Genomic DNA, 15,401 nt, shown 5'->3' with positions numbered 1-15,401 from the left:
CGACAGTGCCCCGGCTAGCCGGGGCATTTGTTTTTATGTGTGGCGCATCACGGACGCCCTATCAAAAACGGTGCTATAACCCTTCCAAGCGCGATGCAAATACTGGCCCGACGGAACGGAAATTTCCAACCGTAAATCATTTAGGCCTATAATGATTTGATTAAAAATCGCGCACGAGCGCGACGCGCTTCACCACCGAAGGATTTATATGCTCTACCAACTGCACGAGATGCAACGCTCCTTCCTGACCCCGCTCATGCAATGGGCGGATGCGTCATCGAAGCTGTTCTCGAACCCCGTTTCCCCATTCGCCCACACGCCGTTTTCCCAGCGTATCGCCGCCGGGTACGAGCTGATGTACCGATTGGGCAAGGATTACGAAAAGCCGGCGTTCGACATCCCCACCACCGCCATTAAGGGCGAGACCGTCAACATCGTCGAACGCGTCGCCGTCGACAAGCCGTTCTGCCAGCTGCTCCACTTCAAGAAGGACCTGCCCGACGCGGCATTCGCGGCGCTCGACCAGCCGACCGTGCTGCTGGTCGCCCCGCTTTCGGGCCACCACGCCACGCTGCTGCGCGACACCGTGCGCGCCCTGCTGCCGGACCACGACGTCTTCATCACCGACTGGGTCGACGCGCGCATGGTGCCGCTGTCCGAAGGCCCGTTCCACCTCGACGACTACATCTATTACGTGCAGGACTTCATCCGCACCCTCGGCCCCGACGTGCACGTCATTTCCGTGTGCCAGCCGACCGTGCCGGTGCTGGCCGCAATCGCGCTGATGGCGTCCGATAACGATCCGAAGCTGCCGAAGACGATGACGATGATGGGCGGCCCGATCGACCCGCGCAAGTCGCCCACCGCGGTCAACGACCTGGCCACCGAGAAGCCGTTCTCGTGGTTCGAGAACACCGTGATCTACTCGGTGCCGGGCAACTATCCGGGCTTCGGGCGCAAGGTCTATCCGGGCTTCCTGCAGCACGCCGGCTTCATCGCCATGAACCCGGGCCGCCATGCCCAGAGCCATCGCGAGTTCTACCAGCACCTGGTGCGCGGCGACGAGGAATCGGCCGAGAGCCACCGCAAGTTCTACGACGAATACAATGCCGTGCTCGACATGCCGGCCGAGTACTACCTCGAGACGATCAAGACCGTGTTCCAGGAACACCGCCTGCCGAAAGGCACCTGGGAAGTCGGCGGCAAGCTGGTGCGTCCGCAGGACATCAAGACGGTGGCCCTGTTCACCATTGAAGGCGAGCTCGACGATATTTCCGGCGCCGGCCAGACCCAGGCCGCCCACGAGCTGTGCAGCGGCATCCCCGAGAACATGCACCGCGACTACGTCGCCGAGAAGGCCGGCCACTACGGCATCTTCTCGGGCCGCCGCTGGCGCGAAACCATCTGTCCGAAGATCGGCGAATTCATCCGCGAATTCCGCTGATCCGATTCGCTGATTTTTTAATAAAAATGCCGCAGGAAACTGCGGCATTTTTCATTGGAGATGCGGCAGGCGCTTCAAGCCACGTCGCCGCGCCGGTCCTCGCCACGGCCGAAGTCGGCGTCGCTGTCATCCTTGTGCGTATCGCGGCGCTCGCCGCCGCGGCGCTCGGCGGCGTCCTCGGGCCTGGCGGTATCCGGCGTGGTGCCGTCCCGTTCCGGCTGGCGCAGCGGCGCGCCCGTCGGGTCGACCGCCAGCAGCGGCGCGATGATCCATTCGTTCATGGTGTTCCCCTTCCTTTAATTTCCGAGCAGGACGCTGGCAATGATGCCCGTGGCAATCGCCGCCAGCACGTAGTCGTTACCCACCTGCACCCAGTGATAGCCGCGCGGCGGCGCGCTCAGGCGATGGGCGCGCCAATTGTCGACCACGTACTGCTTGTGGTGGTAGGTCGCGGGCAGGCGCTGGCCGCGATAGAGGTCGTGGCGCGGGCCGGCGCCGCGGCGGGCGTCGCGGTAGTCGCGGCGGTCGTCCCGGCGGTCGTCGCGCATGTCGCGGCGCTCCTCCCGGCGCTCGTCGCGGTATTCGCGGCGATCCTCGCGACGCTCGTCCCGGTACTCGCGGCGGTCGTCGCGGCGTTCCTGCGCGCGGTCGTGGCCGTGCTGGGCGAAGGCCGGGGCGTTGGCGGCCAGCAAGACCGCGATCATACCTTTGGCGATGAGGCGTTTGTTCATGTTGTTCCTCCCTGAAAGATGGCCGCGCGCGAACGCGGCGCCGATGCCGCCAGTAGACCAGTCGCATCGTTAAAAATCTGTTCGCTGCGCCACTTACTGGCCGAAACAACAAGCACCATCGCGCCGCCCGCGCATTTAATAGATAATGACGGCTTTAGCCCGCCGCTCCGCCGTGACCAAGACTCTTGCCGACCAGATCGAAGACCTGCTGCCGCAGACCCAGTGCACCAAGTGCGGCTATCCGGCCTGTCGTCCCTACGCGGAGGCGATCGCCAGCGGTGAGGCCGACATCAACCGCTGCCCACCCGGCGGCATGGAAGGTGTGCGCCGGCTGGCCTCGGTCACCGGCCGCCCCGTCATCCCGATCAACCCGGCCAATGGCGTCGAACGCCCGCGTCCGGTCGCCTTTATCGACGAGAACCTGTGCATCGGCTGCACCCTGTGCATCCAGACCTGCCCGGTCGACGCCATCATGGGCGCGGCCAAGCAGATGCACACTATCCTGCCGAGCCTGTGCACCGGCTGCGACCTGTGCGTGGCGCCCTGCCCGGTCGACTGCATCAGCATGATCCCGGTGACCGGGGACGCCACCGGCTGGGACGCCTGGTCGCAGGAAGCGGCCGATGCCGCGCGCGCGCGCCACGACTTCCGCAGCGAGCGCTTGATCCGCGAACGCGAGGAGAACGATGCGCGCCTGGCCGCCAAGGCGCTCGAGAAGATGCGCGCGGTCACGGCCGAAGCCACGAATACGCCGGAAGAGCTGGCCGAAAAGGAGCGCAAGCGCGCCATCATCGCCGCCGCGATGGAAAGGGCACGCCAACGCGCGGCCGGCACCCCGCCCGACGAGAACAAATGAATCCAGCCAAACGCCTCGAGATCTTCACCCGCTTCCGCGACGCCAACCCGAAGCCGACCACCGAACTGGAATACACGACGCCCTTCGAACTGCTGATCGCGGTGCTGCTGTCGGCCCAGTCGACCGACGTCGGCGTGAACAAGGCCACGCGCCGCCTGTACCCGGTGGCGAACACGCCGCAGGCCATCCTCGACCTCGGCCTGGACGAACTGAAGACCTATATCTCGACCATCGGCCTGTACAACACCAAGGCGAAGAACGTGATGGCGACCTGCCAGATCCTGGTCGAGCAGTACGGCGGCGAAGTGCCGCGCGCGCGCGAAGCCCTGGAAGCCCTGCCGGGCGTGGGCCGCAAGACCGCCAACGTGGTGCTGAACACGGCCTTCGGCGAGCCGACCATGGCGGTCGACACCCACATCTTCCGCGTCTCGAACCGGACCAAGATCGCGCCGGGCAAGAACGTCGACGAAGTGGAAAGGAAGCTGTTGAAGTTCGTCCCGAAGGACTTCCTGCAGGACGCCCACCACTGGCTGATCCTGCACGGGCGCTACACCTGCGTGGCAAGGCGCCCGAAGTGCTGGAACTGCATCATCAACGACCTGTGCGAGTACCGCGACAAGACGCCGACGCCGGACGGGGTGATCGCGCCGGAAGCGGCAGTGACGGGCTCGCAGCCGACCGCCTGAGCCGAGGACGGGGCGCTCGCCTCAAGCGCGCGCGGCGCCAGGCAGCGCGCGGCGGGCAGTCCCGTCCAGCATCGCCGCGGCGCGCGGATCGTTCGCGGCGGCCCCGTCGCCATCGAGCTTGAACACGCCGACGACCTCGTTCAGCGCCACGGTCTGCTCGCGCAACGCCTGTGCGGCGGCCGCCGCTTCCTCGACCAGCGCCGCATTCTGCTGGGTGGTGGTGTCCATCTCGGCGACAGCAATATTGATCTGCTCGATGCCCGCGCCCTGCTCCGAACTGGCCGCGCTGATCTCGGCCATGATGTCCATCACACGTTTCACGCTGGCGACAATCTCGGCCATGCTGCTGCCCGCTTCGTTGACCAGGGCGCTGCCGGCATCGACGCGGTCGACCGAGTCGCCGATGAGCAGCTTGATCTCCTTGGCGGCGGTGGCCGAACGCTGCGCCAGGGTGCGCACTTCCGATGCCACGACGGCGAAGCCGCGTCCCTGCTCGCCCGCGCGCGCCGCCTCGACGGCCGCGTTCAGGGCCAGGATATTGGTCTGGAAGGCGATGCCGTCGATGACGCCGATGATGTCGACGATCCGCTTCGAGGATTCGCTGATCGAGGCCATGGTCGACACCGCGCGCTCGACCACCTCGCCGCCCTTCGCCGCGACGTCGCAGGCGCTGATGGCGAGCTGGCTGGCCTGGCGCGCGTTGTCGGCATTCTGTCTCACGGTCGAAGTCAGCTCCTCCATCGAGGACGCGGTTTCCTCGAGCGCGCCGGCCTGCTGCTCGGTGCGCGAGGACAGGTCCATGTTACCGGTCGCGATTTCGCTCGAGGCCACGGCGATCGTCTCGGCGCCGCTGCGCACCTTGCCGACGATCTGCTTCAGGTTGGTGTTCATCTCCTTCAGCGACTGCAGCAGCTGGCCGGTCTCGTCGTTCGAGGTGACCTCGATGCGCGCGCGCAGGTCGCCGGCGGCCACGGTCCGGGCCACGTCGACGGCGCGGCTCAGGGGGCGCACGATCGAGCGCGACACCAGCACCCCGGCGACGATCGCCGCGCCCGCGCCCAGCACCATCGCCAACAGGCTCAGGACAGTGGCGCGGCGGCTGCCGGCCTCGGCCTCTTCGACCCGCCGTTCGGTGGCGGCGACGATCTGCTCGCGCGCCTGCACCAGCAGTTCGGACGGCGCGCGGTCCTTGCCCTTGACCGCGGCATCGCCCGCGGCCGGGTCGGATCCGGCAGCGACGAACTGCGCGTAGCCCTTGCGGAAATCCTGCCCCATCTGCGCGTGGGCGCGGCCGAACTGCTCGAGCAGCGCGCGGTCCTTGCCCGGCGCCAGCGCGGCGCTCAGCTTGCCGAGCTGTTCCGCGACTGCGCGCTCGCTGTCCTGGAAAGCCTGCCAGTACTTGGCGCGCTCGCTCTCGTCCTTGCCGCGCAGGAGGACGTTTTTCCATTCCTGGATCTGGGTCTTGAAGGTCGACAGCAGGGTCTCGACGTCCTCGGCGTGGCCATAACTGGTGACGGCGCCGCCATAGGTACCGAGCGAACGGTTCAGCTCGGACAAGCCGAAGAAGCCGGCGCAGGCGACCACCAGCGCGACGGCGGCAAAGCAGAGGGGGAGTTTGCGGCTCAGTTTCATGAATGTCTTTCGATTCGGGGCGTGCGTCAATATGACGGACGCTGACGAGTCTAAGTGACGGTGTAGCCGTACGGCAATGAAAATGAGGCGTTTATCACTGTGTCACGGCGCGCTGTACGCCCGCCGCAACACAGTTATTGAACAACTATGGGAATTTTTCGGGGCTTGCACGAGCTGCGGCCGCGCGGACTCGCGCTTTCGTCAGAGAAGGACGAGGTTGTCGCGGTGGACCAGCTCCGGCCCCTCGATGTAGCCGAGGATGGCCTCGATCTCGCTGGAGGAGTGGCGCATGATGCGGCGCACTTCGCTGGCGGTGTAGCTGGTCAGGCCGCGCGCCACCGGCACGCCGTCCTCGCCCACGCAGGTGATCACCTGGCCGCGCCCGAATTCGCCGCGCACCGCGACGACGCCGATCGGCAGCAGCGACTTGCCCTCCTGCGTGAGCTTCTGCACGGCGCCGGCGTCGAGCACCACCTCGCCCGAGGTGTGCAGGTGGTCGACCATCCACTGGCGGCGCGCGGTGAGGCGCGTGGTTGCCGCTTCGAGCTGGGTACCGATCGCTTCGCCTGCTGCCAGGCGCGTCAGCACGTCCGGCTCGCGGCCCCAGGCGATCACGGTGTGGGCGCCCGAACGCGCGGCGCGCCGTGCGGCCAGCACCTTGGTCAGCATGCCGCCGCGGCCGATGCTGCTGCCGGCGCCGCCGGCCATCGCTTCCAGCGCCGCGTCGCCGGCCGGAGCGCGCGCGATCAGGGTCGCGGCCGGGTCCTTGCGCGGGTCGGCGGAGTACAGGCCGCGCTGGTCGGTCAGGATCACCAGGGCATCCGCTTCGATCAGGTTGGCGACCAGGGCGCCGAGGGTGTCGTTGTCGCCGAACTTGATCTCGTCGGTGACGACGGTGTCGTTCTCGTTGATGATCGGGACCACGCCCAGGCGCAGCAGGGTCGTGAGGGTGGCGCGCGCGTTCAGGTAACGTTCGCGGTCGGCCAGGTCGGCGTGGGTCAGCAGCACCTGGGCGGTTTTCACGCCGTGGGCGGCGAAGCTGGTTTCATAGATCTGGGCCAGGCCCATCTGGCCGACGGCGGCGCAGGCCTGCAGTTCGTGGATGTCGTGCGGCCGGGCGGCCATGCCCAGGCGCAGCATGCCTTCGGCGATCGCGCCGGAGCTGACCAGGACCACGTCCTTGCCGAGCCCGCGCAGGGCGGCGATCTGCCCGGCCCAGCGCGCGATCGCGCCGTGGTCGAGGCCGCGGCCTTCGTTGGTGACGAGGGAGGAGCCGACCTTGACGATGATGCGGCCGGCTTGCCGGATGACGGATTGATGTGCTGCGCTCATGGCGAAAGCCTCTTTTCCCGGGGACGCAAGGCCAGCAGGGCCAGGCCCGCCAGCAATTCGATCCCACTCACGATGAACAAGGACCCATGCGGCAGGCCGATCGCGAATGCCGCGACCAGGCGCCCGGCCGGCTGGGCCAGCAGGAACAATGCAACGAGGTCGCCGAGGATGGGCTGGTCGCCCCGCCTTGCCGCCAGCAGAGCCAGCCCCGCGGTGGCGAGGCGCACTCCGACGTAGATGGCGTAGAACTGGCTGTAGCCGTTCACGCCAACGAGAAACAGGCCCATGGCGGCCGCGACCCGGTCGGGGTCGAGGAGCGCCACGAGCGCCGCCAGCGAACTGGCGGTGGCTACCAGCTGCAGCAGCTGGGTGCGCGCCCAGGCGCGCGTGAAGCGAAACCCTTTCTTGATGATCGGCGCCTCAGTCTTCAAGAATCTTGAAGCGGGGATCGTCCGGATCGATCGAGTTGATGCCGCGCGCTTCCTCGGTCATCTGGGTCGTCTCGTCCACGCGCACGTCGAGCGCGCGCTTCTCTTCCAGGTGCAGGTAGATTGCGTTGATCAGTTCCTGGCAGCCTTCGCGGTTCAAGGCCGAGATCTCGAAGACCGGACCTTTCCAGGCCAGCTTCTTGAGGAAGTCCTTGACCTTCTTCTTGCGCTCTTCTTCCGGCAGCATGTCGAGCTTGTTCAGCACGAGCCAGCGCGGCTTGTTCAGCAGTTCCTCGTCGTACTTCTCGAGTTCCTTGATCAGGGCCTTGGCTTCCTTCACCGGATCGACCGTCGCCTCGAACGGCGCCAGGTCGACGATGTGCAGCAGCAGGCCGGTGCGCGACAGGTGGCGCAGGAACTGGTGACCGAGGCCCGCGCCTTCGGCCGCGCCCTCGATCAGGCCCGGGATGTCGGCGATGACGAAGCTCTTCGCGTGCGAGACGCGCACCACGCCGAGGTTCGGATGCAGGGTCGTGAACGGGTAGTCGGCGATCTTCGGCTTGGCGTTCGAGACGGCCGTGATGAACGTCGACTTGCCGGCGTTCGGCATGCCCAGCAGGCCCACGTCGGCCAGCACCTTCAGCTCCAGGCGCAGCTCGCGGCGTTCGCCCGCCTTGCCGTCGGTCTTCTGGCGCGGCGCGCGGTTGGTCGAGGTCTTGAAGTGGATGTTGCCCCAGCCGCCCTCGCCGCCCTTGGCGAGCAGTTCGGTCTGGCCGTGTTCGGTCAGGTCGGCGATGATCTCGCCGTTGACGTTATCGACGATCAGCGTACCGACCGGCATGCGCAGGACCACGTCCTCCGCGCCCTTGCCGTAGCAGTCCGAGCCGCGGCCGGCTTCGCCGTTGCGCGCGGTGTGCACTTTCGAATAACGAAAGTCGACCAGGGTGTTGATGTTGCGATCGGCAACCGCCCAGATCGAGCCGCCCTTGCCGCCGTCGCCGCCGTCCGGACCGCCGAAGGGACGGAACTTTTCGCGGCGGAACGAGGCGCACCCGTTGCCGCCGTCGCCGGCGATGACTTCAATTCTTGCTTCGTCGATAAACTTCATGATGACCGCCAAAAAAACGATAGCGCCTAACAAAACGCTCAGGACAAGGCGCATTGTCGAAGACAGTACGCTGCGGCGAGACGCCGCCATGAGTGCTTTGTTAGGCGCTAAAAAGGCCCTACCGCAGGCAGAGCCTCTTGATGGAAGGCTTGCGCCTTACAAGACGCGCCGCTCGGGGCGGCGCTTGCATGCTTGATTAAGCTGCGACTGCTTCGTTCGCGACGACGGTGACGTACTGCTTCGAACCGACGCCTTGCTTGACGAACTTGACCGTGCCGTTCACCAGGGCGAACAGGGTGTGGTCCTTGCCGAGGCCGACGTTGACGCCCGGACGAACCTGGGTGCCGCGCTGACGCACGATGATGCCGCCGGCGTTGATCGCCTGGCCGCCGTACACTTTCACGCCGAGGCGCTTGCTTTCTGAATCACGGCCGTTACGGGTAGTGCCGCCGCCTTTTTTGTGTGCCATGGATGTACTCCTTGATGACTTTGAAAATTAGACCGGGCAATTAGCCGTTGATCGAAACCACTTGGATTTCGGTGAAGTTCTGGCGGTGGCCTTGACGCTTCTGGTAGTGCTTACGACGGCGCATCTTGAAAATGCGAACCTTGTCGTGGCGACCGTGGGAAACGACCTTCACCAGAACCGTAGCACCTTCGACCAGCGGAGCACCAAACTTGATGCTTTCGCCCGCGCCAACGGCGAGGACCTGATCGATCGTGAGTTCGGAACCAATGTCTGCCGGTATCTGTTCTACTTTGAGTTTTTCGCCAGCGACAACTTTGTATTGCTTGCCACCGGTTTTTATGACCGCGTACATGATTGAAACCTCATCAAATGTTTAAAGAATTCCCGCCGGCGACTGGCGCTGGGCTGGTCTGATGCCGGGGAACAGAGGATTATACATAATTCGCCGCAACGCGTCAAAAGCCGGGATGCATGCCTGATGAGTGTGGCACCCCGGCAACGGGCCCCTTTCCTGCCCGGAAAACCATGGCATTCCAGTACAGTTGGGCAAATGGCACGGCTTATGCATGCTTGTCGTATAATCGCCGCACTCAACGCACACTTATCGCAGGTTCGCCTTGTCCGCCGCTACCCAACACGCCCAACAGAACAAACTTACCCAGACGATCGCCGACGACATGGCGGCGGTGAACACGGTGATCCGCCAGCGCCTGCAATCCGACGTCAGCCTGGTCAACCAGATCTCCGAATACATCATCGGCGCCGGCGGCAAGCGTATCCGCCCGGTGCTGGTGCTGCTGCTGGCGAATGCGTACGGCTACCGGGGTACCGCGCACCACGAACTGGCGGCGGTGGTCGAATTCATCCACACCGCGACCCTGCTGCACGACGACGTGGTCGACGAATCCTCGATGCGCCGCGGCCGCCAGACCGCCAACGCCCTGTTCGGCAATGCCGCCTCGGTGCTGGTCGGCGACTACCTGTACTCGCGCTCGTTCGAGATGATGACCAGCCTGGACAACATGCGCGTGATGCAGATCCTGTCGCGCGCCACCACCGTCATCGCCGAAGGCGAAGTGCTGCAACTGCTGAACATGCACGACCCGGACGTGACCCACGAGAGCTACCTCACCGTGATCCGTTCCAAGACCGCCAAGCTGTTCGAGGCCGCCGCCGAACTGGGCGCCCTGATCGCCGGCGCCAGCGAGACCCAGATCGAAGCCGCCGGCGAATACGGCCGCTCGCTGGGCACGGCGTTCCAGCTGATCGACGACGTGCTGGACTACGCCGGCGACGCCACCGAGATCGGCAAGAACGTCGGCGACGACCTGCGCGAAGGCAAGCCCACCCTGCCGCTGATCTACCTGATGGAACATGGCACGCCGGCGCAGCGCGAACTGGTGCGCACCTGCATCGAACAGGGCGACGAGCAGCATTTCGACGCGGTGCTGTCGGCCGTGACTTCGAGCGGCGCGCTGGACTATACCCGCCGCGAAGCCGAAAGCGCCGCGCGCCGCGCCGCCGACGCCATCGCCGACCTGCCGGAGAGCGTCTACAAGCAAAGCCTGCTGCAATTGTGCAGCTTTGCTGTTGACAGGAACCATTAAGACAACTATAGTAATGCCTTCCCGAGATTTCGGCACCGAGATCTCAAACCCGTCGGGGTGTAGCTTAGCCCGGTAGAGCGCTACGTTCGGGACGTAGAGGCCGGAGGTTCGAATCCTCTCACCCCGACCACGAATTCCTCAGAAAAAACAGCGAGTTATGAACTCGCTGTTTTGCATTCTGGATGGTCCAGTGGCAAATCAGTGGCAATTCACTCTTTTTGCGCTGGTATGGATAACTTTTCGAGCTATACGGTGTTCCACAACTACGGAGCATCGCCATCATGGCATCCATCGAAAACCGTTCCCGCATCCAAGTCACCGTCAAGAACCGTGACGACCTCACCAAGCAATTCGCCTACAGCGCTGACAAGGCCATTCAAGTATATGTCCAGAAGCTGCGCGACGAAGGACTGAAACCCCGTCTGACCAGCCTGAACGACCACTACGTTGTCCGCACGCGCAGCGTCGGCGCCAAGAACCAGTGCATTGTCGCTCACAGCGAGGCGGAAGCCATCGACATCAAGCACCGCCTCGAGAGTGAGCTGCGGCGCGGCTGTTCATCGACTACGGTAGTGGACAGAAGGCGAGCCTGGCCGACCTGCTGGTTCGCTACCTACGCGAGGAAGCACCGCGCCACAAGAGCTTTGAAGTCGAAGGCTACAAAATCAACGCACTGCTGGAAGATGCCGGCCTGCCCAGGGAGGACCTGGCCGCCATCGTGGCGGCGCATCCCAACCCGCATCCGAAAGTCGCCAGCATGAAGATGCGTAAACCTACCGGAACGCGCGTCGGCCAGCCATCTGAAATGGGTAAATTCATCCGCAAGCCGTTCGCCGCAGTCGTTCCCGACGATTTCACAGACTACATCGACGAGCGCTGCCAGGTCGTCGAACCGGCCACCGTGGACCGGGAAGTCGACCTGTTTTCGGCGGTATGCCACCTTGCCATCGACACCTGGCGCATTCACGTCCTCAAAAACCCGATGGATGGCGTGCGCCGCCCGCGCTATTACAATGAACGCGACCGCCGGCTGTCGCTTGATGAAGAAACGCGGTTGCTGGGCGCCGCGCGCGACGAGGACCGCGAACAGTCCATCGACCGCCGCCTCGAAGAGCTGATGCAGCACGAACGACAGGAAGCGGATAGCGCCGCGACCACTTACCGCCGCAAGCAGATTGTGAAGGATGCTCGCCAGCGTTACCTGCCTGAAGCTGAAGCTACCTGCCGCCATCTGCCCCTGTTCGAGACCTTCATCCACTTTCAGTTGATGACCGGTGCGCGCCGGAGCGAAACGCTGACCCTGACCTGGTCGAACGTCAACCTAGACGCGCAGACCGCCTACCTGCCGGAGACGAAGAATGGCCGCGCCAGGAAGCTGCCCCTGCGCCGCGACGTGGTCGAGATGCTGCGCCGGTTGCCGCGCGACAGCGACGTCGTTTTCCCGCTCAGCGTGGACGGCCTGCGCAAGGCATGGACGCGGATTTGCTCTAACGCGGGCTTGACTGGGGACGCCGAACTACGGGTGCACGACCTGCGCCACGAAGCCATTTCTCGCGTCGCCGAGGCAGGGAGCAACACGCCTGGCGGCTTCTCCCTGGTAGACCTCCAGCATTTCAGTGGCCATCGCGATGTGCGCATGCTGCTGCGTTACGCACACCTGTGTACGCAGAGCCTTGCAAAGCGTCTTGATGCGGCGTTTGCGGACGATGGGCAGACGGCCATTCACCACGGAATGCGCCGGCTCAAAAAAGGTGCCACCGTAACACTAGCGGAGCTCGTTAGCACGGACGCGGCTGGGCCGGACGATGCGGACCGAAAGGAACATGACGCCTCACATGGAGCCGGCAAAAATCCAGTCGCACTGGCCAGCACTTCCCGGTTGAACTCGTGCGATAACGTCGTTCACATCGACTTCAAGCGGCGAACAGCGTAGGTCCATGGCTCAGATGCCCGAGGCTGCGGGCATCTCCAGCAAGCGCCACTCTCATGGGCGCGCCGCTGGGCCGCCGAGGCCCGATTTGGCACGCAGCGCTTCGTAAAGCTGGCCCGGGCCCAGGATAATGTCCAAAAGGCCATTCAGGACGCGTTCTGAGCTCAATGCCTGCGCGGTCATCAGTTGGTGAGCATCGCCTGCATCGATGATTGCATCCACTAGCGCCGTCCTCAAGTCCGGAGAATTGTCGAACTGATTCTTGCTATTGCTAGCGGCTTGGCGGACCAACGTCTCATTTTCCAGCAGTTTCCCTTTAAGAACGCCGTTCACATATATGAGCTGGTCGCCGTCGCTGAGGCCTCCCTCGAACAAGCCGTTCACCTTCTCGATAATTTCGTTCAGATAGGCCTGCTGTTTTTCCTGCACGCTTCCGCTGCCGACCGCGTCCATAGGCGGCAGCTTGTAGCTGCCGTCGGCATTCAGCCCCATAGCCTGCTTGCCATGGCTCTTCAAGGTATGGTGGGTCAGCACGACCTTACTGAGGTCCACTGTATCCCGTTCGCGACCGAAGTCGAGCAACGGGACCAGGCGCTTGTAGAACAAGAAGCGCTTCTCAATGTCGGTATTGCCATAGTCGAAAATCTGGCTCAGGAAGGCATACAGGCGCGTGTAGGCCCCCATATCGTTCTTGAACAGCAGCAGTGCTTCCATTTGGTCCTTGGCAGCACGCACGCCCTTCTCGTCATGCTTCTCTTCCGCCAGCGTCATGTCATGCTGGGCAGCCTTGTAACGCTTGAGCAAGCGGTCGGCAACGGGCGCGATAGCGGCGTCGAGCTGCTTCTGCGTGCCGTTCGGGTCCAGGTCCACCTTGGCGACGCGGTCCACCTCGTAGTCATCGTAGAATCCGGTCGAATCCAGCTTGGCACGCAGGTCATAGACCAGGTGCGGGTCGGTGACCGCTTCCATTTCGGCGGTCTCGTAATAAGTCTTGAAGGCCTTGAGGATTTCCGCCGGCTCGTTCACGAAGTCAAGCACGTAGGTGGCGTCCTTACCGGAACAGGAGCGGTTCAGGCGCGATAGCGTCTGCACTGCCTGGATACCGCCGAGCATCTTGTCCACGTACATGCCGCATAGGAGTGGCTGGTCGAAGCCGGTCTGGAACTTGTTTGCTACTAGCAGAATATGGAAATCCGGCCCCTTGAACACCTCGCGGATGTCCCGGCCTCGCAGGCCCGGATTCAAGGCATCGCTGGTCTCAGTCACCGCTTCGGGGAAGCTTTCGGCATCCTCTACCTCACCGGAAAAGGCAACCAGCACGCCCAGCGGATAGTTCTGCTTGGCGGCATAGGCGCGGATAGCCTTCTGCCAGCGCACGGCTTCCTTGCGGCTGCCGACCACCACCATCGCCTTGGCCTTCCCTTCCAATAGCGGCTGCACGTTTTCGCGGTAGTGCTCCACCACGATTTGCACCTTGCTGGCGATGTTGTAGGGGTGCAGCCGCACCCACTGCATTAAGCCTTTCATCGCCGTGCTACGTTCAACGGCCTTGTCATCCCATTCTTGTCCATCATGCGCTAGCTTGAAGGCGAGCTTGTAGCTGGTGTAGTTCTTCAGCACGTCGAGGATGAAGCCTTCCTCAATGGCCTGGCGCATCGAATAGACGTGGAAGGGTTGCGGCAAGCCGTCCGCTCCCATCCGGCCGAACAGCTCTAGCGTCTTGGCCTTTGGCGTCGCGGTAAAGGCCACATAGGTCAGCCCCTTCACCCCGACGCGCGCCTCCATCTGCGCCGCGAGCAACGCTTCCGCGTCCACTTCGCCACCATCCTGCAAGTCGGCCCACTCCTGCGCCGACAGCAGTTGCTTGAGCTTTGCTGCCGCTTCGCCGGTCTGCGAGCTGTGGGCTTCGTCGGCGATGACCGCGAAGCGCTTGCCCTCAGTGGCGGCCAGTTCCTGCACGGCCTGCAAGGCGAACGGGAAAGTCTGGATGGTGCAGACGATGATTTTCTTGCCCCCCTTAAGCGCCTGCCCCAGCTGGGCGCTCTTGCTGCCGTGCTCGTTGGTGATGGTGGCCACCACGCCAGTAGTGCGCTCGAAATCGAAGATGGCCTCCTGAAGCTGGGCGTCAAGAACCGTGCGGTCACTGACCACTAGCACGCTGTCGAACAGCTTGTTGTGCTGCGCGTCGTGCAGGTCGGCCAGGAAGTGCGCCGTCCAGGCAATCGAATTGGTCTTGCCCGAGCCGGCCGAATGCTGAATCAGGTAACGCTCGCCGGGGCCGTTGTCGAGCACGTCGGCTACCAGCTTACGCGTGGCGTCGAGCTGGTGGTAGCGCGGGAAGATGACGGCCTGTGGTTGCTTCTTGTCGTTGCGCTTGCAGATGAGATAGCGGTGCAGGATGTCCAGCCAACTATCGACTGCCCAGACTTCTTCCCACAGGTAGGCAGCGGCGTAGCCGTCTGGATTCGGCGCGTTACCGGCGCCACCGGCATTGCCCCGGTTGAAAGGCAGGAACGTGGTCGCCGTACCCGCCAGGCGGGTCGCCATCATGACCTCGGACTGGCTCACCGCGAAGTGCACCAGCGCGCCGCCCGGGAAGCCCAGCAGTGGCTCCAGCACACCGCCCTTGGGCTGCGGATGGCGATTTTCGCGGTATTGGTCAACCGCGTCATGCACACTCTGGGTGAAATTGCTCTTCAGCTCAGCCGTGGCGACCGCGATACCGTTCAAGAACAATACCAAGTCTAGTTCGGCCTTAGGATTGTTGGGAGAGTGACAGACCTGCCGCACCACGCGCAAGCGGTTGGTAGCGTACTTTGCCTGGATGGCCGGGTTGATGGCCAGCGCCGGCTTGAACTGCGCTAGCTCCAGCGGAGCAGGCAGTCCCAGCATTTCCACGCCCCGACGCAGTACATCCAGGGTTCCTCGCTCGTTCATGTTCTTGCGGATGCGGTCTGCCAGCACCTGGGCCAGTGCGGCGCCGTGAGTCTTGGAGAGGCGCTGCCAGCTCTCGGGCTGTGTCGATTCAATCCAGGTCTGCAGGTCAGGCAGGAACAAGCCGCTGGCGCGGTCGAACCGGGCGGCATCTCCTTCCGCATACAGCCAACCGTTTGCGGCCAAGTGGCTGCAGATTTCGGTTTCGAAGTGATGTTCCTGATGCAGGTTCTGGCTCATGTTG

At 63.9% G+C, this 15,401-nt stretch carries 15 protein-coding genes and 1 tRNA gene; 7 read left to right on the top strand and 9 right to left on the bottom strand.

What is annotated here, in order from left to right:
* The first annotated feature begins 208 nt into the window (after window positions 1-208).
* Complete coding sequence (locus ACFOPH_RS23955) at window positions 209-1,444, top strand: polyhydroxyalkanoate depolymerase (RefSeq protein WP_379737621.1); 1,236 nt, start codon at window positions 209-211, stop codon at window positions 1,442-1,444.
* Window positions 1,445-1,518: 74 nt separating this feature from the next.
* On the opposite strand, the gene ACFOPH_RS23950 is transcribed toward ACFOPH_RS23955, so the two are convergent.
* Entirely contained in the window at window positions 1,519-1,725 is a 207-nt protein-coding gene (locus ACFOPH_RS23950; RefSeq protein WP_312550106.1) for a hypothetical protein, read from the bottom strand.
* 15 nt (window positions 1,726-1,740) lie between these two features.
* Entirely contained in the window at window positions 1,741-2,175 is a 435-nt protein-coding gene (locus ACFOPH_RS23945) for an RcnB family protein (protein ID WP_379737619.1), read from the bottom strand.
* Window positions 2,176-2,320: 145 nt separating this feature from the next.
* On the opposite strand from ACFOPH_RS23945, the gene rsxB reads away from it, so the two are divergent.
* Together rsxB and nth are read left to right on the top strand one after the other, a co-directional pair.
* The gene (rsxB, locus tag ACFOPH_RS23940) at window positions 2,321-3,031 is read left to right on the top strand and encodes an electron transport complex subunit RsxB (RefSeq protein WP_379737617.1); all 711 of its coding nucleotides are present in this window, start codon (window positions 2,321-2,323) and stop codon (window positions 3,029-3,031) included.
* Window positions 3,028-3,717, top strand: a complete 690-nt coding sequence (gene nth, locus ACFOPH_RS23935; RefSeq protein WP_379737615.1) for an endonuclease III — start codon at window positions 3,028-3,030, stop codon at window positions 3,715-3,717. The genes rsxB and nth overlap by 4 nt, the downstream gene beginning before the upstream one ends.
* 21 nt (window positions 3,718-3,738) lie before the next feature.
* Here the strand turns inward: nth and ACFOPH_RS23930 are convergent, their stop codons facing one another.
* The 6 genes from ACFOPH_RS23930 to rplU form a co-directional block, all read right to left on the bottom strand.
* On the bottom strand, window positions 3,739-5,349 hold the full coding sequence (locus ACFOPH_RS23930; RefSeq protein WP_379737613.1) for a methyl-accepting chemotaxis protein: 1,611 nt from the start codon (window positions 5,347-5,349) through the stop codon (window positions 3,739-3,741).
* Window positions 5,350-5,550: 201 nt separating this feature from the next.
* Window positions 5,551-6,681 carry a glutamate 5-kinase gene (proB, locus tag ACFOPH_RS23925; protein ID WP_379737611.1) on the bottom strand — a complete coding sequence of 377 codons (1,131 nt, stop codon included), beginning with the start codon at window positions 6,679-6,681 and terminating at the stop codon, window positions 5,551-5,553.
* Window positions 6,678-7,112, bottom strand: coding sequence for a hypothetical protein (locus ACFOPH_RS23920; protein ID WP_312551047.1), 435 nt, complete (start codon window positions 7,110-7,112; stop codon window positions 6,678-6,680). The genes proB and ACFOPH_RS23920 overlap by 4 nt, the downstream gene beginning before the upstream one ends.
* On the bottom strand, window positions 7,102-8,217 hold the full coding sequence (obgE, locus tag ACFOPH_RS23915; protein ID WP_312551046.1) for a GTPase ObgE: 1,116 nt from the start codon (window positions 8,215-8,217) through the stop codon (window positions 7,102-7,104). Before obgE ends, ACFOPH_RS23920 begins: the two co-directional genes overlap by 11 nt.
* A gap of 196 nt (window positions 8,218-8,413) precedes the next feature.
* Window positions 8,414-8,686, bottom strand: a complete 273-nt coding sequence (gene rpmA, locus ACFOPH_RS23910; protein ID WP_312551045.1) for a 50S ribosomal protein L27 — start codon at window positions 8,684-8,686, stop codon at window positions 8,414-8,416.
* Between the two features lie 40 nt (window positions 8,687-8,726).
* A complete protein-coding gene (rplU, locus tag ACFOPH_RS23905; RefSeq protein ID WP_082493710.1) occupies window positions 8,727-9,038 on the bottom strand; it encodes a 50S ribosomal protein L21 in 312 nt (103 codons plus the stop codon).
* A 265-nt stretch (window positions 9,039-9,303) separates the two neighbouring features.
* Between rplU and ispB the strand changes: the two genes are divergently transcribed.
* The 4 genes from ispB to ACFOPH_RS23885 all read left to right on the top strand — a co-directional run bounded on the left by ispB (window position 9,304) and on the right by ACFOPH_RS23885 (window position 12,226).
* Window positions 9,304-10,293: an octaprenyl diphosphate synthase gene (gene ispB / locus ACFOPH_RS23900; RefSeq protein WP_312551040.1), complete on the top strand. Its 990-nt coding sequence runs from the start codon at window positions 9,304-9,306 to the stop codon at window positions 10,291-10,293.
* 53 nt (window positions 10,294-10,346) lie between these two features.
* Window positions 10,347-10,423: transfer RNA gene (locus ACFOPH_RS23895), tRNA-Pro, on the top strand.
* A gap of 151 nt (window positions 10,424-10,574) precedes the next feature.
* Window positions 10,575-11,054 carry a hypothetical protein gene (locus tag ACFOPH_RS23890; protein WP_312551039.1) on the top strand — a complete coding sequence of 160 codons (480 nt, stop codon included), beginning with the start codon at window positions 10,575-10,577 and terminating at the stop codon, window positions 11,052-11,054.
* Window positions 11,051-12,226 carry a site-specific integrase gene (locus tag ACFOPH_RS23885; RefSeq protein WP_312551037.1) on the top strand — a complete coding sequence of 392 codons (1,176 nt, stop codon included), beginning with the start codon at window positions 11,051-11,053 and terminating at the stop codon, window positions 12,224-12,226. The genes ACFOPH_RS23890 and ACFOPH_RS23885 overlap by 4 nt, the downstream gene beginning before the upstream one ends.
* 51 nt (window positions 12,227-12,277) lie before the next feature.
* On the opposite strand, the gene ACFOPH_RS23880 is transcribed toward ACFOPH_RS23885, so the two are convergent.
* Entirely contained in the window at window positions 12,278-15,397 is a 3,120-nt protein-coding gene (locus ACFOPH_RS23880) for a type I restriction endonuclease subunit R (RefSeq protein ID WP_312551035.1), read from the bottom strand.
* Window positions 15,398-15,401: the final 4 nt, after the last annotated feature.

Source organism: Massilia haematophila, assembly GCF_042647645.1.
Lineage (GTDB): Bacteria > Pseudomonadota > Gammaproteobacteria > Burkholderiales > Burkholderiaceae_D > Telluria > Telluria haematophila.
The sequence above is the reverse complement of the archived record's forward strand: the minus strand, read 5'-3'. Positions and strand labels throughout refer to the sequence as shown.